This window comes from Halalkalibacter hemicellulosilyticusJCM 9152 (assembly GCF_000513115.1).
Lineage (GTDB): Bacteria > Bacillota > Bacilli > Bacillales > Bacillaceae_D > Halalkalibacter > Halalkalibacter hemicellulosilyticus.
Genome location: NZ_BAUU01000033.1, coordinates 1 through 24,933 on the forward strand (window position 1 = coordinate 1; position 24,933 = coordinate 24,933).

The window sequence follows — 24,933 nt, forward strand, 5'->3', positions numbered from 1 at the left end:
TCCTCACAACAATTGTCTCTTTTTCGCTTGGCTTTTGTTCAGTTTTCAAAGAGCTTTTTTCACATCGCTCTCAAGCGACTTTTAATAATATACCATGTTCATTTATACACGTCAAATCTTTTTTTAAAAAATTATAATCTATTTTCTTTCAACAAAGGCAAATAAAACCACATTGCTTCAACTCATTTAAATAGCCAATTGAAGAGTTTAACCTTATTTGATTATTTCAGAGCACCAAATACTTCACTTTTTCCCCTTTAACATCCAATCAATTATTATCAATTAATTCAGCAATAAACAGAGAATGATTCTGTACTAGATTAATAATTTCACCTGATGGTAGTTTAACTAATGGTCTAGTAGGATGCTGTTCATCGAAGAAAATAATTTGCGCCTCTTCTCCATTAGAAAGTCTAACGCGGTTTCCATAAGAAATATAATTAATACTTTGCATCAACGCTTGAGTGACGTTATAGTCAAATTTACCAAACTGCCCCATAGAAATTTCTTCTAGCACTTGGAAAGGAGAACGTTTCCTTCGATAGTGACGTTCAGATGTCATAGCATGATACACATCAGCAACCGCTACAATTTGACCGAAACGGTGAATTTTATCTTCTTTTATTCCTAATGGATAACCACTACCATCATTACGCTCATGATGCTGTAGCACAGCCAATGTTATTAAATCTGTTATTCCAGTCTGTCCTTTAATCATATTATAACTATAGACAGGGTGCTTTTTTATTTCTTCATATTCTTGACTATTTAAGGATTCATCTTTGTGCAATAATCTCGGTGTCATCTTCGCCATTCCAATATCAGCTAAAGTACCAGCTAAACCAATTTGCACACATTCCGCATGAGGATAATTTAACTTATACGCTAAATAATAGGAAAGTATCCCAACATAAATACCATGATGATATAAATAATGGTCCTTCGTGCTATAGTGATGCAAATAAACTAATTTATAATGTTCCTTTTTTACTTGGTCCAATAAAGGAAGCAGAACAGCTCTCACTTTGTATAACTCTACTTTTTGTCCTGCTTGCCATGTTTGAAACAAAGATTCATAGTTCTTTACAGCATTTAAATACATAGATACAAAATCAACTGACTCTTCATGCTTATGATCTTCTATTTTGTCGGGTAAAAATCGTTCACCGTTTGATTTTATTGATTTCACATGGATGGTCTCCACCATAAAGGCTTCTAGAACTGTAAGTAATTCAACGGTCAGGGTTGTATTTTCTTTCACCAATGGTAGCTTAGTTAACCCTTTCACATCTTTACTTGTAATACAACCTGGCTCTACTTGGCTTAATTTCACTTCCATAACCCACACCCTCCCCATACAAACAGTATTCTAATGAAGAACTCCATCTCATTTAGTTACCAATAAATAGTGTGAAAAAAGCTTACTAACTGATGAGGGCATTGAAAAAGGTGAAAAGGAACCTTTTCCATTGCCCTTTTGATTGGCACAACCTTTATTGTCTGCCAATGAATACAAACGAATTATGATTCGTCGTTTTCAATTTCATTTGAATCAATTTCATCTTCAATCGAATCGTCAGCATCCTCATCATCAATATTCACACGCGCAACAGTCGCTACCTCTTCCCCTTCATTCACACGGATTAAAGTAACCCCTTGTGTGTTACGTCCTGTCACTGAGATGCCTTCTACATTCGTTCTAATAACAACACCACTTACCGTAATAATCATAACATCGTGATGATTAGAAACCACCTTTAGAGCAACAACGGAACCATTTTTCTCAGTAATATTACATGTTTTAATTCCTTTTCCTCCACGATTTTGGATACGGTATTCTTCAATCGGTGTTCTTTTTCCGTAGCCCTTTTCTGTTACGATAAGAACATCATGATCCTCTTCAACAATATCCATCCCTACAACACAATCATCGTCCCCAAGTGTAATCCCTTTTACACCTGCAGCAGTACGTCCCATTAAACGGACATCATTCTCTGGGAAACGAATCGACATTCCTTGTTTCGTCCCGATCATGATCTCACGACTACCGTTCGTCAATCGAACACCATGTAATTCATCGTGCTCTCGAAGAGTTATAGCAAAAAGTCCACCTTTACGGATGTTAGCAAAATGCGAAAGCTCTGTACGCTTAGTTACACCATGCTTTGTTGCAAAGAACAAGTATGCATCTTCAGTAAACTCCTCAATCGGTATAACTGTACTAATCGACTCGCCTTGTTCAATTTGTAGCAAGTTAATAATTGGAATCCCTTTTGCTGTTCTTCCTAATTCAGGAATCTCATATCCCTTTAAACGATAGACCTTCCCTTTATTCGTGAAGAATAGAATGGTATGGTGGGAATTTGTCGTAAATAGATGCTGAACAAAATCATTATCATTCGTCCCCATCCCTTGAATTCCTTTTCCTCCACGTTTTTGGTTCCGATAAGTTGAAATAGGCATACGCTTAATATAGCCGTGATGCGAAATCGTAATGACGACATTTTGACGTGGGATTAAATCTTCATCTTCGAGGTGATCCTCACTCATCGAAATAATCGTTCGACGACTATCGTTGTATTTTTCTTTAACTTCTAATAGCTCTTCACGAATGATTTCAAGTACTTTCTCCTCATCCGCTAAAATAGCCTTAAGCTCAGCAATTCTGGCAATTAACTCTTTATATTCATTTTCAATCTTGTCACGTTCTAAACCAGTAAGTCGTTGCAATCTCATATCTAGAATCGCTTGCGCTTGCTCATAGCTTAATTCAAAGCGTTCCATTAAACCATTTCGTGCTAATTCTGTTGTTTGAGAAGCACGAATTAATTCAATAACCTCATCAAGATGGTCTAACGCTATACGAAGACCTTCTAAAATGTGGGCGCGCGCTTCGGCTTTTTTCAATTCAAAAGCAGTTCTTCTTCTAATAACAACAATTTGGTGATCGAGGTAATGCTCTAAACACTCCTTCAAATTAAGGACCTTTGGTTGTCCTTGAACAAGTGCTAACAAATTAATTCCAAAGCTTGTTTGTAAAGCTGTTTGCTTAAATAGGTTGTTCAACAATACATTGGCATTCACATCTCGTCGCATTTCAATGACAATACGCATACCAGTACGATCGGATTCGTCACGCAGATCCGTAATACCATCAATTTTTTTATCACGAACAAGCTCAGCAATCTTCTCAATTAATCGTGCTTTATTCACTTGATAAGGAATCTCTGTCACAATAATTCGTTGCTTCCCGTTGTGCTCTTCAATAGACGTTTGCGCACGTAATGTGATAGAACCCTTCCCTGTTTGGTAAGCTTTTCTAATTCCCGATCGCCCTAATATCTCTGCGCCTGTTGGAAAATCGGGACCAGGAATATGCTCCATTAAGTCCTCGATCGTTAACTCTCGATCACGTGAAAGAGCAAGTACACCATCGATCACTTCTCCTAATTGGTGAGGGGGGATATTCGTCGCCATCCCAACTGCAATTCCAGAAGCACCGTTCACAAGTAAATTCGGAAAACGAGCAGGTAGAACGATAGGTTCTCGCTCTGAGCCATCATAGTTATCTTGATAATCAATCGTATCCTTATTAATATCTCGAACAAGTTCCATTGAAATCTTGGACATTTTTGCTTCCGTATAACGCATGGCAGCTGCTGAATCACCATCAACTGAACCAAAGTTCCCATGTCCATCAACCAACATATAACGATAACTAAAATCTTGTGCCATCCGAACCATTGTTTCATATACAGCTGAATCACCATGAGGATGGTACTTACCAATAACTTCTCCAACGATACGTGCTGATTTTTTGTATGCTTTGTCTGGAGTCATTCCAAGCTCATTCATCGCATATAGAATACGGCGATGAACCGGTTTTAACCCATCTCTTGCATCAGGTAAGGCCCGACTCACAATAACACTCATCGCGTAATCCATAAACGACGATTTCATTTCCTGACTTATGTTACGTTCTTTAACTCTAGATTGATCTTGCTCAGCCATTAATTATAAACCTCCATCTTAAGCCTAAATATCAAGATTTTCTACATATTGAGCATTTTCTTGAATGAAGTCCCGACGAGGCTCAACTCGATCTCCCATAAGCACTTCAAAAATTTCATCGGCTTTCATCGCATCTTCTAATGTTACTTGTAATACCGTTCGGTGTTCAGGGTCCATTGTTGTTTCCCATAATTGAGTAGGATTCATCTCTCCTAGACCTTTGTAGCGCTGAATTCCAACTTTGCTCTTATCTGTCAAATCCTTCAGTGCTTCGTCCAACTCTTTATCACTGTATACGTAAGACACTTCACGCCCTTTTGCTAACTTATACAATGGCGGTTGGGCAATATATACATAGCCTTTCTCAATTAAAGGTCTCATATATCGATAGAAGAATGTCAAAATCAACGTCCGAATATGAGCACCATCAACATCAGCATCTGTCATAATAATAATCTTATGATAACGTGCTTTTTCAATATCAAAATCATCACCAATGCCGGTTCCAAACGCCGTGATCATTGCCCGAATTTCATTATTGGCTAAGATCTTATCTAACCTTGCTTTTTCCACGTTGATAATTTTACCTCTTAGTGGAAGAATCGCTTGGAAATGGCGATCACGCCCTTGTTTAGCAGAACCACCTGCCGAATCCCCCTCAACGATATAAATTTCACTAATCGATGCATCCTTCGATGAACAATCAGCTAATTTACCAGGTAAGGAGCTTACTTCAAGTGCACTCTTTCTTCTCGTTAATTCTCTTGCTTTCTTCGCTGCTTCACGCGCTCGCGAGGCCATAAGTCCTTTCTCAACAATTCGTTTCGCTACTTGAGGATTTTCAACGAGAAAACGCGAAAAACGTTCGCTAAATAGTGAATCAGTAATCGTACGAGCCTCACTATTACCTAGCTTCGTCTTCGTTTGCCCTTCAAATTGAGGGTCAGGGATTTTCACGGAGATAATCGCTGTTAATCCTTCACGAACATCTTCACCTGTCAAATTAGGATCTGCCTCTTTAAATAAGTTATTTTTCCGTGCATAATCATTGATCACTCGTGTTAAACCAGTTTTAAAGCCTGACTCATGTGTTCCACCTTCATGAGTATTAATATTATTTGCAAAAGAATAAATGTTACTAGCAAAGCTATCATTGTATTGAACCGCTACTTCAACCGTGATTCCATCTTTTTCTCCTTCAATATGAATCGGTTCTTCATGAAGCACTTCACGCTTGCGATTTAAATGCTCAACAAATGATGCGATTCCACCTTCATAAAAGTAGGTGTTGCGATTACTTTCTTCTTCTCTTAAATCTTCAATATGAATCGTTAAGCCTTTATTTAAGAACGCTAATTCTCTTAAGCGGCTTGCAAGAATATCGTACTCATAAGCAATCGTCTCTTGGAAAATCTCTGGGTCTGGCTTAAATTGAATGATTGTCCCAGTTTTGTCTGTTTCGCCGACGACCTTCAAATCTGCTGAAGGCACTCCTCGTTCATATTTCTGATAATAAACTTGTCCATCGCGATGGACATTCACTTCTAAAGACGTCGATAACGCATTTACAACTGATGCACCTACGCCATGTAAACCACCGGAAACTTTATAGCCACCGCCACCAAATTTACCACCTGCATGGAGAACGGTCATAATGACTTCAACAGCAGGCCGCCCCATTTTCTCGTGAATTCCAACTGGGATCCCACGTCCATTATCTTCAACGCGAATACTATTATCTGCTTCAATTGAAACGGTAATGGTATTACAATGACCAGCCATCGCTTCATCTATACTATTATCAACAATTTCCCAAACTAAATGGTGTAAGCCACGAGAGCTCGTTGAACCAATATACATTCCTGGTCGTTTTCGAACAGCTTCAAGACCTTCTAGTACTTGAATTTGACTTTCATCATATGATTGTTGTCCTGTCACTTCATTCACCCTCATTCTCATTGATCAAATTCGCTTTTTGTCTTACGAATCTATCTCTTCTTTATCTAATTGAATCTCCATATGTCCTTGTGCTCTTCGATTAAGAGTTAACGAAGAAACAGGTGAGTAGTAGATTTCTTTATTTGTTAAAACAATTGACTTAATATAATCAGACGAAATAACTGTTGTCTGTTTCGACTTCTCCTCTTGCTTTAAGAAATCAGCTGTTATAGCTTGTTCCTTCGCATCATGGTTCAATATTGCAATAATCTCTTTTGAACGAACCATAATATCTCCGCCTAAATGGATAAACATCCTTTCACCGCCTCTGATTTATCGTTCCTTCTACTACATCATATACGACTGAATCTGATAATATTGCATGATCTATTCCATCAATGTTCGTTGTTGTGACAAATGTCTGAACCTTTTTGCGTATCGTTTGTAATAAATGTGATTGTCTGTAATCATCTAATTCTGATAACACATCATCTAAGAGCAAAATAGGATATTCACCAATCTCTGCATAAATCAATTCAATTTCGGCTAATTTAACAGCTAGAGCCGTTGTTCGCTGTTGTCCTTGCGAGCCAAACGTTTGAATGTTGCGTCCATTCACAAAAAAGCCGAGGTCATCTCGATGTGGCCCAAACAGAGTAACCCCTCTACGTATTTCTTGTTCTTTTTTCTCTTTATACGTTGCATGAAATTCTTCTCTTAGTTTCGACAAATCCATAGTGTCTAATACGTTTGACGAAGGAAGGTAACGAATTTCTAATTGTTCTTTCCCTCTACTAATATCATGATGGATTGATTCTGCCCATTCTTGCAATTGCTTCACAAAAGCAAATCGGCGATACGTCACCTCTGCAGCTAACACAATCAATTGCTCTGTCAGCACATCTAGCATTTCCTTCGAACCAGCTTGAGCTTGCAACGACTTTAACAAATGATTACGTTGAACCAACACCTTATGGTAAAGAGCAAGATGATGAAGGTACACTTGACTAATTTGCCCTAGCTCCATGTCAAGAAATTTCCTTCTTACTTGAGGACTGCCTTTTACTAAGTTCAAATCTTCTGGGGCAAACATCACAACATTAGCTGCTCCAATGTATTCACTTAGCTTTTTTTGCTCTAAGCCGTTTACTTTGCCTTTTTTTCCTTTGTTCGACAAAATTAATTCTAAGCTCATCGGACCATTTCGCTTTTTAAAATGTCCTTCAATTCTTGCAAAATCCTCATCCCACGCTATCAATTCTTTATCCTTTGAAGTCCGATGGGATTTAGCTAGTGCTAATACATAGATCGCTTCTAATACATTTGTTTTCCCTTGAGCATTCTCACCAATAAAAATAGTAATGGACGGATCAAAGTTCAATTCTACCCGTTGATAATTACGGTATTGACGAATAGTAAGGTCGGTTATTTCCAAAAGGGATTCCCCCTAATTTGCAGTAATTTCAACTCGTGATCCATCCTCTAATAGAATTTCATCACCAGGAACAAGCTTCTTCCCCCGACGGTTTTCTTCTTCCCCATTTACATAGACTGCATATTCTGATAAATACCATTTAGCCATACCGCCTGTATCAATGACCCCTATTTCCTTTAAGGCTTGTCCTAATGTTATGTAAGCTGTTGAAATGACGATTTTTTCCATATGATCACAACTTTCTTTTCTAGATAGAGATTAGAAGCCCATCTTACTTTAGCAAAGCAAGACAGCAAATCATGTGAAGTGAAATGCTGTCTTGTACTAAACGTTACATTTATCTTTCTTACTATTGTACTAAACCTCGCTCAGATAGCCAAGTCATTTTATTAGCTTTGATGATGAACTCACTTTAATACGTTCGAACCGGGGAAAATAAATGCAAATAATGATCTTCGTCAACGGGACGAATAACAAAAGGACTCATAGCTCCTGTAAATGTTATGAGAATATCTTCACTATCAATAACTTTTAATGCATCAATAATATTTTTCCCATTAAAGGATATTCTCATTTCTTCCCCTGTTATTTCAGTAGATTGTACACGTTCAACCACTTTTCCAATTTCCGGTGAAATGGATGTAATTTCAATTTCATTATCTTCAATTGTTTTAAGAGTTACTACATTATTTTTCCCCTCTCTTGATAGCAAGAGAGCACGCTCAAGAGTATGCAGAAACGGTTTTGTTTTCAACGTGATCGACGTTTTTGATTGGTTAGGAATCATTCCTTTTGTAACAGGGTATTTCCCTTCAAGCAATCTAGAGAAAAAGAGCATATGCTTGATCTTAAATAGAATTTGACTCTCAGTCACGACAAATTCTATGTACTCATTGGAGTCGTCTATAATTTTATTTAATTCATTTAAGCTTCGACCAGGTATGACTATATTGGATAGTTGCAATGATTGGTCATTCATTTCTATCGTTGCCTTTCTTTGGGCTAACCTATGACTATCTGTTGCAGTACAGAGTAGCACACCTTCTTCCAGTTCTAAGTTTACACCTGTCAACACCGGACGTGTTTCCTGAGTGGACACCGCGAAAACCGTTTGTCGAATAATGTTTTTAAACATATTTTGTGGCAGTTTAAAAACTTGGTCTTCTTGAATTTGAGGAAGCCTCGGATATTCTTCAGGGTCTAATCCATTTAAATTAAAAACAGAAGATGCTGAACGAATGGTTGCTGTTAATGGGTCTTGGACTTGAACTTCAACTTCGTCACCAGGTAATTTTTTGATAATTTCAGCGAAAAATTTCGCTTGCAATACGATACTTCCTTGTTCTTCAATACGAACGATCTCAGTTCCTTCTTCTTCATTTGGGATAAAAGTTTCGATAGTAATATCTGAATCACTTCCTGTTAAAGTGATTCCATCATGTTTAGCTACAATTTTAATTCCGGTTAAAATAGGCATGGTTGTTCTTGATGAAACAGCTTTTGCGACATGCTGTACATCATGAACAAAACGATCACGATTAATGAAAAAACGCATAGTAAATAGACTCCTTATATATATTAGTTTTTTTAAAAAAAGTAGAAGTAATAGTAATAGGCGCTGTTAGTTTGTGGATAAGTAGCAACTACATACGAAAAACTAGCTATCCACATGTGGGTAAAATGTTGATAGGCGGATTTTATTATACACAATGTTAACAGCTATGGATTTCTTAGTAGATCAATTAACTCTTGAATCTTTGTTTGTAGCTCTTGGTCTGAATCGAGCATTGTCGTAATTTTTTCATGAGCATGGATAACTGTCGTATGATCACGTCCTCCAAATTCGCTTCCGATTTTAGGTAATGAAGAATCGGTTAATTCGCGTGAGAGGTACATCGCAATTTGACGAGGGAAAGCGACAGATTTTGTCCGTTTCTTTGCTTTGAAATCCTCTAACTTGACATTGTAATGCTCTCCTACTAATCGTTGGATATCGGTAATGGTCAATACTTTTGGCTTTGAATTTGGAATAATATCTTTCAATGCCTCTGCTGCTAAATCTGCATTCATATCTTGATTAATTAGGGAAGAATAGGCAACAACTCGGATAAGAGCTCCTTCTAATTCTCGAATATTTGTGTCAATTTGATTAGCAATATACAGCATGACTTCATTTGGGATATCAAGGTTTTCAGCCTTCGCCTTTTTCCGTAATATCGCAATACGTGTTTCTAAGTCTGGTGGTGTAATATCTGTAATGAGCCCCCATTCAAACCGGGAGCGTAATCGATCTTCTAATGTCGGAATTTCCTTGGGTGGTCGATCACTCGAAATGACAATTTGCTTTGATTCCTCGTGTAGTGCATTAAAAGTATGGAAAAATTCCTCTTGTGTTTGTTCTTTTCCTGCTAGAAATTGAATATCATCAATTAATAGAACGTCTACATTGCGATATTTATTACGAAAGTGAACAGCTTTATTATCTCGGATCGAATTAATAAATTCATTTGTAAATTTCTCTGAAGACAAATAGACAACTTTTGCGTTTGGATTGTGATCAATAACGTAATGCCCAATAGCATGCATTAAATGTGTTTTCCCTAAACCGACGCCTCCGTATATAAAAAGTGGATTATAAGCTTTAGCAGGCGCTTCTGCTACTGCTAATGACGCAGCATGGGCAAAACGATTGCCCGATCCAATAACGAATGTGTTAAACGAATACTTATCATTTAGCATCGTTTTTGTTGCAGCTGGGGATGAATCGTTTTCCTCAACCTTATTTGTCTTTTTAGCTATCGGTTCTGGGACGAACTCTTCATTTGAATCATGCTGCGGAATGACAAATTTCGGAGTAAGCCTTGTTCCAGTAATATCTTCAATCGTATCTGATGTAAGCTCAGCGTAATGATCTTCTAACCAATCGCGAGCAAATTCATTTGGTGCTGTAATGATAATCATTTCATCATGAATATCATTTGCTTTTGTTTGTTTCAACCAAGTTTCGAAGCTTGGCTTACTAACTTTTTTTTCGATCTCTGCAAGAGCTTTATCCCACAAATCATGAATATTCTCCAAAAACTTACCCTCCTAACTAAAAAATAATCAATTCAAGAGACAAAAAAATGTCGTGCAAAGCATAGATTAGGGGAATGAATAATTATGCATACACAACGATATTCACGGTTTATAATAATATAGTAGAAAAACGTTAAAAGAAGGGTTCTGAACAACCTGTGGACAAGTAATATTGACAGTATAGAACAGATGTCCACAACATTACCCACAACCTGTGGATATATTAAAGTGGTTGTTGCATTATCCACGAGTGAAAACATAATAATCATAGCAAAAAAAAGACATAGGATCAATGGTTTGTTCAATCTATCCACAAATACCTGTATATAGTAGTGTGGTAATATCCACAACACTATATATGTGTATTTCTTGTTTGTAAGGATGGTGATAATAATGAAACTCATAAAAGATTATCCACAAGTGGGAAACGGTCGATGTAATAGAGTGATATTAAAAAAAGTGGAATATGTTGAAATAGATTTGAATTAGAGAGGTTGAAAGAATAAGGCTATTGAGATGGTAGAAGTTATTGAAGGATAGTCAAACGAGGTGTAATGATAGGTTAGTGGTGAGGGAGAGGGTTAAAAGCGCTAATGAAGACAACGTAGTTCTGTGAAACTTATAAATGGAATCTGTTTGTTATTAGGAATTGAGTGTAAAAAGGTGATGCAGCTTAAAAGTAGTGAAGGGGGTTTAAATTATAACCTTGACAACACCCTGTTCCTTTCCTTATAATTTACAAGAATGTCTAAGGAATAGTTTAATCCTCAGGGAGGTGTAATAAATGGGAAAACCAACGTTTCAACCTAATAATAGAAAGCGTAAGAAGGTACATGGATTTCGTGCGCGTATGAGCACAAAGAACGGCCGTAAGGTACTAGCTCGTCGTCGTCGTAAAGGAAGAAAAGTATTATCTGCATAGGCCACTGTTGACAGTGGTCTTTTTCTAAATAGTAAGAGCAAAATAAGGAGGACGTTCAAATTGAGAAGTGAACAGCGGATAAAAAAGAGTCAAGAATTTTCAATTGTATTTAAAAGTGGTCAATCCGTTGCGAACCGTCAATTTGTCCTCTATACATTACCGAAGGAGGATCAGCTGTTTTTTAGGTTAGGTCTTTCAGTAAGTAAAAAAGTAGGTAATGCAGTTACACGGAATCGAATTAAACGTTATATACGTGAATGTTTTCGCATGGAGCAGGATCAGATTAAAGGTCGTTTTGACTTTATTGTTATTGCGAGACAACCGACTGCAGAGATGAGTTTTCATGAAGTTGAGAAAAGTTTAATGCACGTTTTAAGAAAAGCGAAAGTGCTACATAAGTATAACTCATCTAAAAAGAGTAGTAGGCTCGTTTGACGATAGATGGTTTAAATGTTCAGAGAAACAAGGAGGAACTTACGTGATTAAGAAGTTTGGATTGGTTGCGATGATTATAGGGCTGCTTCTTGTCATGACCGGCTGTTTTAACATCGAAGAACCAATTAATAGTAGTAGTGAAGGGTTTTGGGATTCGTATTTTGTTTATCCGTTATCCTGGGTCATTCTTTTTGTAGCGGATATTTTTGGAGAGCAATCAGGTCATGGTTGGGCGATTGTCATCGTAACGATTCTTTTACGTATTTTAATTTTGCCATTAATGATTAAACAAACGAAAAGCGCAAAAGCGATGCAAGCTGTACAGCCTGAAATGGCCAAGCTTCGAGAGAAATACAGTGCGAAAGACCAAAAGACACAACAACAATTACAACAAGAGATGATGAAGCTATTCCAAGAAAAAGGAGTAAATCCTCTTGCGGGTTGTTTGCCACTCTTTATTCAAATGCCGATTTTACTTGCGTTCTACCATGCGATTATGCGTACGGAGGAAATTGGTGGACACCAGTTTATGTGGTTTGCGTTAGATGCGCCAGATCCATTTTTTATCTTACCTGTTGTAGCTGGAATTACAACATTTGTTCAACAGAAGATGATGATGGTGACAGATAATCCACAAATGAAAATGCTTCTATATATTATGCCGGTTATGATTTTTGTGTTTGCGATTTTCTTCCCGACAGCATTAACGTTATACTGGGTAGTAGGGAACCTCTTTATGATAGCACAAACATACTTTATTACTGGTCCGAATGTTGGTAAGAATAAAACAGCTGAAGCGACAGGAGGTAAAAAGAAGTGAAACGTGTGACGGTTTCAGGGAAAACGATTGAAGATGCGATTGCAAAGGCGGTAGTTGAATTACAAACGACACAAGAGAAAGTAGACTATAACGTTGTGGAACAGCCACAAAAGGGTCTTTTTGGATTGTTTGGTTCAAAACCAGCTGTTGTGGATGTATTTGTTCTACCTGATCCGGTTGAGAAAGCTCATTCCTTTTTACAGGGCACGTTAGATCACCTAGGTATAGAGGCAACGATTGAGAAGGAAGAAACGGATCGGGCGTTGTGTTTTAACCTTTCTGCTAATGAAGGGACGGGACGAATTATTGGCAAAAGGGGACAAACATTAGAGTCGCTGGAATTCTTAACGAATCTTGTTGCAAATCGTGAAGCAGACGTATATACACGGATTGAATTAGACACAGAGAATTATCGGCAAAGACGACGAGAGGTGCTTGAAAATCTAGCTCTTAAGTTGGCGAAGAAGGCGAAAATGACTCGACAGAAAGTCTCATTAGAGCCGATGAATGCTGCTGAGAGGAAAATGATTCATACAACACTTCAATCCTATGATGGAATTGAGACAGTCTCTGAAGGGAAAGGGATTAATCGCCACATTGTGATTCTACCGAAAGAAAACAAATTCTCTTCCTCACTCTAAAAGTGTTGGTTCTATATTATGTAGAAGGTGACTTAAACCTATTTAAGTCACCTTCCTTTCGTGGAGGGCACAAAAAAAGTTAAAAACCAAACTTTTTCAGTGCCCTTTTCGTGTAAATGGAGTTCTATAACAAGCATTCAATACAAATTAATGGGGAAAAATAGTACAATGATCATATTGTTGGAGGTGATCGGAATGGAAATGGATACAATTGCAGCGATTTCTACAGCTCTTGGTGAAGGGGCGATTGGGATTGTGCGTTTAAGTGGTGAAGATGCGATAGCAATAGCTGATCAAATGTATAGAGGGAAGCAATCGCTCGAACAAGTGGCTTCCCATACGATCGTATACGGCTTCATTGAAGATCCGCGTACGAAGGAACGAATAGAAGAAGCGATGGTTACGGTAATGCGGGCACCAAAGACATTCACTTGTGAAGATGTTATCGAAATTAATTGTCATGGCGGAATTATGTCAGTGAACCGTGTTCTCCAGCTTGCGTTAAGACTTGGTGCACGTTTAGCGGATCCCGGTGAATTTACGAAACGTGCTTTTTTAAATGGGCGGATCGACCTTTCACAAGCAGAAGCTGTGATGGATTTGATTCGTGCCAAAACAGACCGCGCCATGGATGTCGCCCTTCATCAAGTCGAAGGAAGATTATCAAAGCATATTCAAGCATTACGGCAAGCGTTACTTGAAACGGTTGCTCATGTGGAAGTGAATATTGATTATCCTGAATATGATGCTGAAGAGATGACTCATGATTTATTGCGTGAGAAAGCAGATTATGTCAAAAAGGAAATAAATAAATTGTTAGTCACAGCTTCACAAGGTAAAGTATTAAGAGAAGGAATTTCTACAGCGATTATTGGAAGACCAAACGTAGGAAAATCGTCGTTAATGAATAGTCTTGTGCATGATAGCAAGGCAATCGTCACAGATATTCCTGGGACGACAAGAGATGTGATTGAAGAATATGTGAATGTTCGTGGCGTGCCGCTACGGTTAATTGATACAGCTGGAATTCGAGAAACGGAAGATATTGTTGAACGAATTGGAGTGGAACGATCGCGCCAAGTGTTGAAAGAGGCCGATCTTATTTTACTCGTGTTAAATTATGGAGAAGAGCTTTCGAAAGAAGATGTCGCTCTTTTCGAAGCAATTCGTAACATGAATGTGATTGTCATTGTAAATAAGACGGATATTGACCAGAAAATAGATCTTACTGAAGTGAAGCAATTGGCCGAAGGGAGACCTGTTTTGACAACATCGCTTCTACATGATAAAGGAATTGATGAGTTAGAAGAAGCGATTGCGTCTTTGTTTTTTGAAGGGAATATTGATCACGATGATATGACGTATGTATCGAATACTCGTCACATTGCTTTATTAGAGCAAGCGAAGGGAACGATTGAAGATGCATTAGGAGCGATTGAGATGGGCGTACCAATTGACCTTGTTCAAATCGATATTACTCGAGCATGGGAGCTATTGGGGGAAATCATCGGTGACAGTGTACAGGAAAGTTTAATTGATCAATTATTTGCACAGTTTTGTTTAGGGAAATAAATAATGAAAAAAGGAGGTTCCTACCATGAATTACGAAGCTGGTGAGTTTGATGTCATTGTTATTGGGGCAGGACATGCTGGTGTTGAAGCAGGATTAGCTGCTGCACGTATGGGAGCTAATACGTTAATGTTAACATTGAATTTAGATGCAGTTGCGTATATGCCTTGTAACCCATCAGTCGGTGGCCCGGCAAAAGGAATTGTTGTTCGTGAAATTGATGCACTTGGCGGTGAAATGGCACGAAATATTGATAAAACTCATATTCAAATGAGAATGTTAAATACAGGTAAAGGTCCAGCTGTTCGAGCTTTACGTGCGCAGGCGGATAAATTTATGTATCAGCACGAGATGAAGAAAACGATTGAAGAAACAGAAAATTTACTATTAAGACAAGGTATGGTAGATAAGTTAATCGTTGAAGATGGTGTGTGTCAAGGAGTTGTAACGAATACTGGGGCCGAATATCGCTCGAAAACGGTCGTTGTGACAACTGGAACTTATTTAAGAGGAAAGATTATTTTAGGTGAATTATCGTATGAGAGTGGTCCGAATAACATGAAGGCTTCGGTCAAACTGGCTGACCACTTAAAGGAACTCGGATTTGATATTGTCAGATTTAAAACAGGGACTCCACCACGAGTCAATGCGAGTACGATTGATTATTCACAAACTGAAATTCAACCAGGTGATGAGAAGCCACGGGCATTTTCATTTGAAACGGTTAAATATATTACCGACCAACTTCCTTGTTGGCTAACGTATACAGGTCAAGAGACACATGAATTAATTACGAATAATTTAAATCGCTCACCAATGTATTCTGGGATGATTGAAGGGACCGGACCTCGTTATTGTCCATCGATTGAAGATAAAATTGTGCGCTTTAATGATAAGCCGCGTCATCAAATTTTCCTAGAACCAGAAGGGCGTAATACGTCTGAAGTGTATGTTCAAGGGTTATCAACGAGTTTACCTGAGGAGGTACAACTACAAATTTTAAAATCGATTCCTGGGTTGCAAAATGTTCGAATGATGCGTCCTGGTTATGCGATCGAGTATGATGCCATTGTGCCAACTCAATTATGGCCTACGCTGGAAACGAAACGAATTGAAGGCTTATTTACCGCGGGGCAAATTAACGGGACTTCTGGCTATGAAGAAGCGGCTGGTCAAGGGTTAATGGCTGGTATTAATGCGGCTCGAAAAGCATTAGGTGAAGAGAGTCTTGTACTTGATCGTTCAGATGCTTACATTGGTGTTCTAATTGATGATTTAGTAACGAAGGGGACGAATGAGCCGTATCGTTTGCTTACTTCAAGAGCTGAATATCGTCTATTATTGCGTCATGATAATGCTGATTTAAGATTGACAGAAATTGGATATAGTATCGGTCTTATTAAAGAAGATCGTTATCAGCGATTTATTGATAAAAAGGAAAACATTAGACAAGAAAAGAAACGATTAGACAAAATTATCGTTAAGCCGAATGAGCAAGTAGCAAGTATGTTAGAAGAGGTTGGTTCTGCACCATTACAAGAAGCGGTGAAAGCAACGATGCTACTAAAGCGACCAGAGGTGACGTATGAACATGTTGCGAAAGTCATTGAAGGTCCTGATGTTGAAGTAGATGAAGATATAGCTGAGCAGGTTGAAATTCAAGTGAAATATGAAGGTTACATTGAAAAGCAGCTGCAGCAAGTAGAGAGATCCAAAAAAATGGAAAACAAGAAAATTCCAGAAGATCTAGATTATTTTTCGATTAATGGTTTAGCGACGGAGGCGAGACAAAAGCTTAGTCAAGTACGACCCCTTTCTGTCGGTCAAGCATCGCGTGTATCTGGAGTAAACCCTGCTGATATTTCCATTCTACTTGTTTATTTAGAACAAGGGAGATTAGCTAAGATCAAATAATGTTATAAGAAAAGTGTGGAGATTTGATATGTTCAAAGAGACTTTTTCATCACAATTAACCGAACAAGGAATTTCGATATCTGCTCACCAGCTACATCAATTTAATTTGTATTACAAGTTGTTAGTTGAGTGGAATGAAAAGATGAACTTAACAGCTATAACCGAAGAGAATGATGTCTATTTAAAGCATTTCTATGATTCGGTTAGTGCAGCGTTTTATTATTCTTTTGAAGATGAACTACATTTAATTGATGTTGGAGCAGGAGCAGGGTTTCCTAGTATTCCACTTAAGATTCTCTTTCCGCAATTGAATGTTAGTATTGTTGATTCGCTAAAAAAGCGAATTGGATTTTTAGAGCATCTCGTCTCAACATTAGGCTTGCAACAAGTATCGTTGCACCATGACCGTGCGGAGACGTTCGGTCAGAATAAACGTTTTCGTGAATCCTTTGATATTGTTACTGCAAGAGCTGTTGCGAGACTTTCTGTTTTATCCGAATTATGCTTACCACTCATAAAAGAAGGTGGAGACTTTCTAGCGATGAAAGCATCTGGTGGAACAATAGAGCTAAGTGATGCTAAGAAGGGAATTGCGATATTGGGAGGGGAGATTAAAGGGGATTATTCCTTTAATCTTCCTATAGAGGAAAGTGAACGACATATCATTCATATTACGAAGGTGAAGAAAACGCCTAAGAAGTATCCTCGAAAGCCTGGAACACCAAATAAAACACCGTTATAAACAAATGTTTCACGTGAAACATTTGTTGTAGAAACAAGTTTGGTACAAGTGAATTAGCGGATGGTATCCGCTTCGTGCGTTACACGTTAAATCTGAAAGAAAGTTACGTTCAGGTCAACTTAAAATTATTGTAACGACTCTGTTCGACGCAATTTAGATAAGACGCTACTGCATTTTTCATATCTTTTACTTGACGCTTGATCGTTTCAAGGATATAAATGAGGTAGGAAAATAGAAGGAATTATGCGATCAGCGTCGAAATGAGATAAGATGGGTTACAATCAAAAGGTGGTGTCATGGCGATGAAGCAACCGTTTTCGCGCCTTTTTGGCTTGGGGGATAAGCAAGCTGGAGAAGAGCAGATGGGGAACGAAGAAATAGAAGAGATAAAGGAATTGGAACAACACGATTACGAGGAAGTAAGAGAAATTCCTATTAAGGATATTGTCCCGAATCGTTTTCAACCTCGTACTATTTTTGATGAAGAGCGGATCGCTGAATTAGCGCAAACAATACGGACGCATGGGATTATCCAACCGATTGTTGTACGTGGTTATGATGAAAAATATGAAATTATTGCAGGTGAAAGACGTTGGCGAGCTGTCACATCGTTAGGGTGGGAAACGATACCTGCACTTGTGAAAGAATTTAACGATTCACAGACAGCTTCCGTTGCTTTAATTGAAAATTTGCAAAGAGAAGGCTTAACATCGATTGAAGAAGCGATTGCTTACGCAAAATTAATTGAATTACATGGACTGACACAAGAAAGTCTTGCACAACGATTAGGGAAGGGGCAATCAACGATTGCGAACAAAATCCGTTTGTTACATCTTCCAGAAAAAGTCCAACAAGCGATTATGGAACGGCATATAACAGAAAGACATGCTAGAGCATTATTAATTTTAAAGAATAATGAATTACAAGAAAAAATATTAGAAGAAGTGCTTGAAAAGCATTTAAATGTCAAGCAAACAGAAGAGCGTGTTCGAGCTATTTTAGAAAAGCAAAATGGTGAAAAGAAGAAGACACCAAGACGAAAAGCATACTCTAAGGACATGAGGATTGCGATGAATACGATCCGGCAATCGGTGGATATGGTCGTGAAAAGTGGCCTAACCGTCGATGCAGATGAAGAGGAGCACGAGGACTTCTATCAATTTACGATACGGATTCCGAAAAAATAATCTATCGAACGAGATAGATTATTTTTTTCGCGAAATGACAAATTGCTTAAAATGTAAGAAAACTTTATAAAAACGTGAAACAAAAAGTGTGTTAAAATAAAAGACGAACTGTAGGATGGAAAGAAGGTGACAGTGTTGGGGAAAATCATCTCCATTGCAAATCAAAAAGGTGGTGTCGGTAAGACGACAACCGCTGTAAACTTAAGTGCATGCTTAGCGCATTTAGGGAAAAAAGTATTGATTGTTGATATAGATCCACAAGGAAATGCGACGAGTGGAATTGGAATAGAAAAAGGCGATATAGATGAGTGTGTGTATGATGTGTTAGTAGAAGATCTCAATCCGAAAGAGGTTATTTGCTCTTCTGCCATTGAGCGTTTGGATGTCATCCCTTCTACTATTCAACTGTCAGGGGCTGAAATTGAGCTAGTACCGACCATTTCAAGAGAGGTACGCTTGAAAAGGGCTTTGGCTCCCATTTCTGAAGAGTATGATTTTATCTTTATTGATTGTCCTCCTTCACTTGGCCTATTGACTATTAATTCACTAACGGCATCAGATTCAGTTTTAATCCCTGTGCAATGTGAGTATTATGCATTAGAAGGATTAAGCCAATTATTAAATACAGTTAGGCTTGTACAGAAGCATCTAAATACTGATCTGGCTATTGAAGGTGTATTATTAACAATGTTAGATGCGCGAACGAACTTAGGGATACAAGTCATTGAAGAAGTTAAGAAATACTTTAGAGAAAAAGTATTTGAAACGATTATACCGAGGAATGTTCGATTAGGTGAAGCACCGAGTCATGGGAAGCCGATTATTACATATGATTCGAAATCTCGTGGTGCAGAAGTGTATTTAGACTTAGCGAAGGAAGTGATTGCGAGTGGCGAAAGGGTTAGGTAAAGGACTACAGGCGTTTTTTCCCGATCATTCAGAGGAAATAGATGAGAAAGTAGAGCAAGTTTCACTTTCAGATTTAAGAGCCAATCCGTATCAACCGCGTAAATCATTTTCAGATGAGGCTATTTCTGAATTAGCCGATTCGATTCGAGAGCATGGGATTTTGCAGCCAATCATTGCTAGGAAATCTATTAAAGGCTACGAAATAGTCGTAGGAGAAAGAAGGTTTCGAGCAGCGAAGGAAGCTGGCTTGAAAGAAGTACCTGTTGTTGTAAAAGAGCTTGATGAACAAAAAATGATGGAGCTCGCATTAATTGAGAATTTACAACGTGAAGACCTAAATCCAATTGAAGAAGCATTGGCTTATGAAAAGCTTATGAAGCATTTGAATGTGACACAGGATCAGCTTTCTCAGAGAGTAGGGAAAAGTAGACCGCATATTGCTAATCATCTAAGACTGTTGCAATTACCAAACGTTGTTCAACAATTCATTTCAGATGGCAAGCTGTCGATGGGGCATGGCCGAGCTTTATTAGGCTTAAAAGATAAGAAAAAGTTATCTCCTTTACTTGAGAAAGTATTACAAGAAAAATTAAGCGTTCGTGAAGTGGAGTCACTCGTCAATGAAATGAATTCGTATGTTCCACGTGAAACAAAAAAGAAAAAAGTATCACTCCCTCCTATTTTGCTAGAGAAACAGGAAGTGTTACAAGCACGATTAGGAACGTCTGTCATGATTAAGCCAGGAAAGAAAAAAGGTAAAATTGAAATTGATTATTTTTCTGACGATGACTTAGAGCGTATTATTCAATTATTAGAATCGAATCATGCATAATATTAATAGAATATTCCTTTGGTCGTTTGGTGGAACTTCATCGAACGGCTTTTTTCTTAAACGTTAATCAAGTAGGAAGAAGGCGGATTCGCAGGTGCCGTCGGCCTCGTTTGTTACACGCTTTATGAAAGAACGCATTTTCATAAACGCTCAACCCTTTGTAACGACTCGGTATGACGGAAAAAAACTGCTGCACAGCTTTTCTTAGGAATATAGGAACAACCATAGTAGAAAGGGTGAACGAAATGATTTATTTCGACCATGCTGCTTCATCATACCCAAAGCCGAGGAAAGTCGCAGAGGCGATGTCAGAAGCGGTTCTTACATATAGTGCGAATCCAGGGAGAGGTGGACACCGATTAGCAGAGCAAGCTCGCCTAGCCGTTGAAGGAGCGCGGAAGAAAGTGGCGCAATTGTTCTCCGCACCTAGTAGCAAGAATGTTTGGTTTTATCAAAATGCAACGATGGCTATTAATCAAGCAATCTTAGGGTTTCCGTTTAAAAAAGGAGATCATGTGATTACAACGAAGTTTGAGCATAATTCAGTCATTCGTCCACTTAAACAATTAATGAAAGAAAAAGAAATAGATGTGTCTTTTATCGAACCAAATGCTTCAGGACTTATAGTAGCTGAAGACGTGGTAGAAGAGATGACGAACCGCACGGTCTTAATTGCGGTTACCCATGCTTCAAATGTAACAGGAGCTGTTGTTCCGATACGTGAAATTTCAAATTATGTGAAGGAAAAGAAGATTGTCTTGTTTGTTGATGCTTCACAAACGGCGGGGACACTCCCTCTTTCGATGGAGGAGGACCATATTGACCTTCTTGCCTTTGCTGGACATAAATCATTGCTTGGTCCTCAAGGTACAGGTGTATTAATTAGTAAAAACGATTATGGATTAATCCCATTGATTGTCGGTGGTACAGGTAGCTATTCAGAGATGCCTCATCAGCCACAATCATGGCCTGATCGCTATGAGGCAGGTACGTTGAATACTCCAGGGATTGTTGGTTTAGCAGCAGGGATTGATGAAATTAACGGTAGAGGACTAGATGAAATTTATGAACATGAGCAATCGCTGCTCAAGCACTTCGTTTCAGAAAGTGAGAAGGTTGAAGGTTTGAAGCTAGTTGGTCCAACCGATTTAACAAAAAGGGTTGCTGTTGCTTCGTTTACAATGGATGGATTAGATAGTCATGAGGTAGCGATGATTTTGGATGAGCATTATCATATTGCCGTTCGCGCTGGATTACACTGTGCACCCATTATTCATCAAGCGCTAGGGACAGTTGATACAGGACTAATCCGAGCTAGCTTTGGTCCATATAACAAATTAGAAGAAATAGATACGCTTATTCAAGCATTACAAGATATAAGTGAAGCGTTTTAATAGTGAGGAGAAGAAAAAATGGTGTTGCTAGGTACAATTGTAAATGGGCTTGCGATCGTTGTAGCCTCTTTAATGGGATTATTAATTAGAAGGATTCCAGATAAAATGAGGGAAACGATTATGATAGCCATTGCATTAGCTGTCGTTGTGTTAGGGCTTGATATGGCATTAAAGAGCGAACAGTTTTTAATTGTTATTGCTAGTTTAGTCGTTGGGGCGATTGTTGGCGAGATTCTAGATCTTGAAGGAGGATTAAATAAAGTAGGGGCGTGGATTGAACAACGACTTGGCGCAGCTGAAGAAGGTTCGATTGCAAAGGCATTTGTAACGACAACGCTTATTTATGTCGTAGGAGCGATGGCTATTCTAGGAGCATTAGATAGTGGTTTACGAGGAGATCATTCTGTTTTGTATACGAAATCAATGCTCGATGGTTTTACGGCCATGTTGTTTACATCGACGCTCGGGATAGGTGTGATCTTTTCCGCTATTCCGGTTGTTTTGTATCAAGGGGGAATTGCTTTGTTAGCGACGCAAATTTATGAATATGTTCCTCAAGCATTGATGAATCAATTTATTGTCGAGATGACGGCGACAGGTGGGGTTATGATTATGGCGATTGGTTTAAATATTTCTGGGTTATTGAAGATTAGGGTGGCCAATCTATTACCAGGAATTGTCGTAGTTGCTGTAATTGTCACAGTTTTGCATATGATATAAGAGGTTGTTGTATGACCTTTTTTGGTGTTTTTGAACATGCTCTATAAGTAATTTTTGAATGGCTTTGCTGAAAGAGTGATGCCGACACTACTTGTGTAATTAAACTTCGAAGTTAAAAGAGCACTTGCACAGCTCGTTATGTTTCCTTGGAAACAATAAAACGGCTGAGCACAGTGCTTTTATTAAGATAGAGCTGATTTTCCCTTTCGCTTCAAAGCTTCAAAGAATGTAGGAATCCGTTCTTGATTTGGAAGCATTTGATCGGCTTTTACAATTCCATTTGCCATTGAATCGGCCATTTCCATCACCGTATGAAGACGAGTGTTTTGTAACACAAAAAACTCCATCATTCCACCAACATTAACAATGCCTGTCATATGCATATCCCCAATTGGCGGTAGCTTCTTCGAAACGGCAGCTCCTGGCTGTACGGGTCCGTGGGCAATCGTCATATAGCCAACACTAGAGAGCTGTCCTAAACAAGCATCGATGGCAATAATGAAGGGACGCCAATGATCTCTCTTAATCTTCTCTAGCCGTTCTTCCATATTAACGGCATGGAAAGGATGTTCCAATGTTCCATATACATGAAACCTGCGTAATGAAGCTGCTTTAAGCTTTGATCCAATAAGTGGTCCCAAGGAGTCACCTGTTGAACGATCAGTGCCAATACAAATAATAATGAGATCTCTTTTTGTAAAGAAAGCAGTCATTTCATGAAGGGTATTAGCCATTTGATTAATCGCATGTGGATCATCATAGTGAAAACGCGCTTGTTCTTCTTTTTTTATGAATAGACGATGGTTTGTACTCATAACATCGCCTCCTTTGCCATAGTAGTAACAGTATACGGTGCATTTTTCCTTTCTATACATAGAGAGTGAAGAAAGAGGAAAAAAGAGAGGGATGACGGCTATGTGGGCGAATGGATTTAAGTGGATGTTTTTAATCATAGGAACAATGATTGGGGCTGGATATGCTTCGGGGAGGGAGCTTTGGGAGTTTTTTGGTGCAGAAAGTGGACTAGCGATCATGTTGTTTTCTTTTTTATTTGCTAGTTCATGCTTTATCATTCTATCGATAAGTGCAAAGCAGCAATCATCTCATTATTTGCCGGTTCTCCAAGAGATTATGGGGAAAAGGTTAGCGAGAATGTATGATTGTATGATCCTAATCTATTTGTTTTCTGTAACGGTTATTATGCTTGCTGGTGGGGGAGCTACGTTAGAGGTTATTCATGTTCCATATTGGCTAGGAACTGTTTTTATTGGAGGAATGGTTGTCATTCTCTTTCTTTGGGATACACGTGGAATGACATCGATGAACGCCCTTATCATTCCTGTATTGATTCTCTTTCTATTAGGTGTCCTTATTGCCTTTCAATCATTACTAGGGTTTCCGATTCAATTTCGAGTTGAACAGCAGCACAATTGGCCGTCAGCCTTAACATTTACAGCTTTAAATATTTTACCGTTAATCGCGGTCTTAAGTGCGGTCGGCAAAGAGATTAACCGTAAAGGTGAGATCTGGATCGCAAGTATAGGGAGTGGTGTTATTTTAGGAGGGATTTCGTATCTTTACAATGAATCGCTCTTGCAAGTATCTGGTGATATTATGCTCTATGAAATCCCATTGTTTGCGATTTTAAAGCATTATCCTTATTTTATGGTGCTCGTTATGTCTGGGCTATTATGGTTGGCCATTTATACGACTGCAGCAGCGGGGGTATTTGGTCTTCTTTCACGTATGCGAGAATGGTTGAAGGGTCCTGCATGGCTCATTGCTCTACTTATTGTGAGTATCATGGCACCATTAACGACCATTGGCTTTTCGACGCTAATTTCGATTTTATATCCATTATACGGTGTGTTGAACTTGTATGTATTGGCGGCGATTCTGCTATATCCAATCTTACATCATCGTTCCATCGTGAAATGATTCATTTTCGCGACTAATTGATGTATAATAAAGAGGATTATAGAAGAAGGAGGGTCATGGCATGTCAGATAAGGAATTTGCTTTGCATGATGTAGTTGAAATGAAGAAGCAGCATCCTTGTGGTGAAAACCGTTGGCAAATTATTCGGATGGGGATGGATATTCGGATTAAGTGTCTTGGCTGTCAGCATAGTGTCATGCTACCTCGTAAAGAATTTTTGAAGAAAATGAAACGAGTGCTAGAACGCGCTTCAACTTAAAACGGTGTGAAGGCATTATAGAAGAGGTCAATTCTTCTATGATGCCTTTTCCTATAGGAATGTATCTGATCGTTTCATTTAAAGATTTAGCATCGCTGCTGTACGTTCCCGTATAGAGCATTGCAAAAGCAATCTTTTTCAATCGTCTATGACAATAGGTTGTATTTTTCATCCAAACTCACTATAAT

At 38.5% G+C, this 24,933-nt stretch carries 23 protein-coding genes; 14 read left to right on the plus strand and 9 right to left on the minus strand.

Annotation, left to right across the window (positions count from 1 at the left end; all coding sequences use genetic code 11):
• Positions 1–268 precede the first annotated feature (268 nt).
• The 8 genes from JCM9152_RS17310 to dnaA form a co-directional block, all read right to left on the minus strand.
• Complete coding sequence (locus JCM9152_RS17310) at positions 269–1,339, minus strand: HD-GYP domain-containing protein (protein ID WP_052016093.1); 1,071 nt, start codon at positions 1,337–1,339, stop codon at positions 269–271.
• Between the two features lie 182 nt (positions 1,340–1,521).
• On the minus strand, positions 1,522–4,011 hold the full coding sequence (gyrA, locus tag JCM9152_RS17315; protein WP_035346601.1) for a DNA gyrase subunit A: 2,490 nt from the start codon (positions 4,009–4,011) through the stop codon (positions 1,522–1,524).
• Positions 4,012–4,035: 24 nt separating this feature from the next.
• Entirely contained in the window at positions 4,036–5,964 is a 1,929-nt protein-coding gene (gene gyrB, locus JCM9152_RS17320; RefSeq protein WP_035346629.1) for a DNA topoisomerase (ATP-hydrolyzing) subunit B, read from the minus strand.
• Positions 5,965–5,991: 27 nt separating this feature from the next.
• Complete coding sequence (gene remB, locus JCM9152_RS17325) at positions 5,992–6,264, minus strand: extracellular matrix regulator RemB (RefSeq protein ID WP_035346602.1); 273 nt, start codon at positions 6,262–6,264, stop codon at positions 5,992–5,994.
• Positions 6,265–6,268: 4 nt separating this feature from the next.
• Positions 6,269–7,384, minus strand: coding sequence for a DNA replication/repair protein RecF (gene recF / locus JCM9152_RS17330; RefSeq protein ID WP_035346603.1), 1,116 nt, complete (start codon positions 7,382–7,384; stop codon positions 6,269–6,271).
• A gap of 12 nt (positions 7,385–7,396) precedes the next feature.
• Positions 7,397–7,612, minus strand: a complete 216-nt coding sequence (yaaA, locus tag JCM9152_RS17335) for a S4 domain-containing protein YaaA (RefSeq protein WP_035346604.1) — start codon at positions 7,610–7,612, stop codon at positions 7,397–7,399.
• A gap of 184 nt (positions 7,613–7,796) precedes the next feature.
• A complete protein-coding gene (gene dnaN, locus JCM9152_RS17340) occupies positions 7,797–8,939 on the minus strand; it encodes a DNA polymerase III subunit beta (protein ID WP_035346605.1) in 1,143 nt (380 codons plus the stop codon).
• A gap of 164 nt (positions 8,940–9,103) precedes the next feature.
• Positions 9,104–10,462, minus strand: a complete 1,359-nt coding sequence (gene dnaA / locus JCM9152_RS17345; protein WP_035346606.1) for a chromosomal replication initiator protein DnaA — start codon at positions 10,460–10,462, stop codon at positions 9,104–9,106.
• A gap of 784 nt (positions 10,463–11,246) precedes the next feature.
• Between dnaA and rpmH the strand changes: the two genes are divergently transcribed.
• From rpmH to JCM9152_RS17405, 12 genes are all read left to right on the plus strand, one after another.
• Positions 11,247–11,384: a 50S ribosomal protein L34 gene (gene rpmH / locus JCM9152_RS17350; protein WP_003323480.1), complete on the plus strand. Its 138-nt coding sequence runs from the start codon at positions 11,247–11,249 to the stop codon at positions 11,382–11,384.
• 60 nt (positions 11,385–11,444) lie between these two features.
• Positions 11,445–11,819 (plus strand): ribonuclease P protein component, encoded by a 375-nt coding sequence (gene rnpA / locus JCM9152_RS17355; protein ID WP_035346607.1) that lies wholly within the window; start codon positions 11,445–11,447, stop codon positions 11,817–11,819.
• A gap of 43 nt (positions 11,820–11,862) precedes the next feature.
• A complete protein-coding gene (spoIIIJ, locus tag JCM9152_RS17360) occupies positions 11,863–12,639 on the plus strand; it encodes a YidC family membrane integrase SpoIIIJ (protein ID WP_035346608.1) in 777 nt (258 codons plus the stop codon).
• Positions 12,636–13,280 carry an RNA-binding cell elongation regulator Jag/EloR gene (gene jag, locus JCM9152_RS17365; RefSeq protein WP_035346609.1) on the plus strand — a complete coding sequence of 215 codons (645 nt, stop codon included), beginning with the start codon at positions 12,636–12,638 and terminating at the stop codon, positions 13,278–13,280. The genes spoIIIJ and jag overlap by 4 nt, the downstream gene beginning before the upstream one ends.
• Before the next feature lie 195 nt (positions 13,281–13,475).
• Positions 13,476–14,852, plus strand: coding sequence for a tRNA uridine-5-carboxymethylaminomethyl(34) synthesis GTPase MnmE (mnmE, locus tag JCM9152_RS17370; RefSeq protein WP_035346610.1), 1,377 nt, complete (start codon positions 13,476–13,478; stop codon positions 14,850–14,852).
• 25 nt (positions 14,853–14,877) lie between these two features.
• The gene (gene mnmG / locus JCM9152_RS17375) at positions 14,878–16,764 is read left to right on the plus strand and encodes a tRNA uridine-5-carboxymethylaminomethyl(34) synthesis enzyme MnmG (RefSeq protein ID WP_035346611.1); all 1,887 of its coding nucleotides are present in this window, start codon (positions 14,878–14,880) and stop codon (positions 16,762–16,764) included.
• Between the two features lie 28 nt (positions 16,765–16,792).
• Entirely contained in the window at positions 16,793–17,506 is a 714-nt protein-coding gene (rsmG, locus tag JCM9152_RS17380; RefSeq protein WP_035346612.1) for a 16S rRNA (guanine(527)-N(7))-methyltransferase RsmG, read from the plus strand.
• Positions 17,507–17,808: 302 nt separating this feature from the next.
• Positions 17,809–18,693, plus strand: a complete 885-nt coding sequence (noc, locus tag JCM9152_RS17385) for a nucleoid occlusion protein (protein ID WP_035346630.1) — start codon at positions 17,809–17,811, stop codon at positions 18,691–18,693.
• 135 nt (positions 18,694–18,828) lie between these two features.
• Entirely contained in the window at positions 18,829–19,602 is a 774-nt protein-coding gene (locus JCM9152_RS17390; protein WP_035346631.1) for a ParA family protein, read from the plus strand.
• Positions 19,583–20,434, plus strand: a complete 852-nt coding sequence (locus JCM9152_RS17395; protein ID WP_035346613.1) for a ParB/RepB/Spo0J family partition protein — start codon at positions 19,583–19,585, stop codon at positions 20,432–20,434. The genes JCM9152_RS17390 and JCM9152_RS17395 overlap by 20 nt, the downstream gene beginning before the upstream one ends.
• Before the next feature lie 245 nt (positions 20,435–20,679).
• Positions 20,680–21,828 carry an aminotransferase class V-fold PLP-dependent enzyme gene (locus tag JCM9152_RS17400; protein WP_035346614.1) on the plus strand — a complete coding sequence of 383 codons (1,149 nt, stop codon included), beginning with the start codon at positions 20,680–20,682 and terminating at the stop codon, positions 21,826–21,828.
• Positions 21,829–21,846: 18 nt separating this feature from the next.
• The gene (locus JCM9152_RS17405) at positions 21,847–22,548 is read left to right on the plus strand and encodes a DUF554 domain-containing protein (protein WP_035346615.1); all 702 of its coding nucleotides are present in this window, start codon (positions 21,847–21,849) and stop codon (positions 22,546–22,548) included.
• Between the two features lie 182 nt (positions 22,549–22,730).
• Here JCM9152_RS17405 and yyaC read toward each other — a convergent pair whose 3' ends face one another.
• Positions 22,731–23,363 carry a spore protease YyaC gene (gene yyaC, locus JCM9152_RS17410; RefSeq protein ID WP_052016095.1) on the minus strand — a complete coding sequence of 211 codons (633 nt, stop codon included), beginning with the start codon at positions 23,361–23,363 and terminating at the stop codon, positions 22,731–22,733.
• Positions 23,364–23,463: 100 nt separating this feature from the next.
• Between yyaC and JCM9152_RS17415 the strand changes: the two genes are divergently transcribed.
• Positions 23,464–24,486 (plus strand): YkvI family membrane protein, encoded by a 1,023-nt coding sequence (locus JCM9152_RS17415; protein WP_035346633.1) that lies wholly within the window; start codon positions 23,464–23,466, stop codon positions 24,484–24,486.
• 61 nt (positions 24,487–24,547) lie between these two features.
• Positions 24,548–24,745, plus strand: coding sequence for a DUF951 domain-containing protein (locus JCM9152_RS17420; RefSeq protein WP_035346616.1), 198 nt, complete (start codon positions 24,548–24,550; stop codon positions 24,743–24,745).
• Positions 24,746–24,933 lie beyond the last annotated feature (188 nt).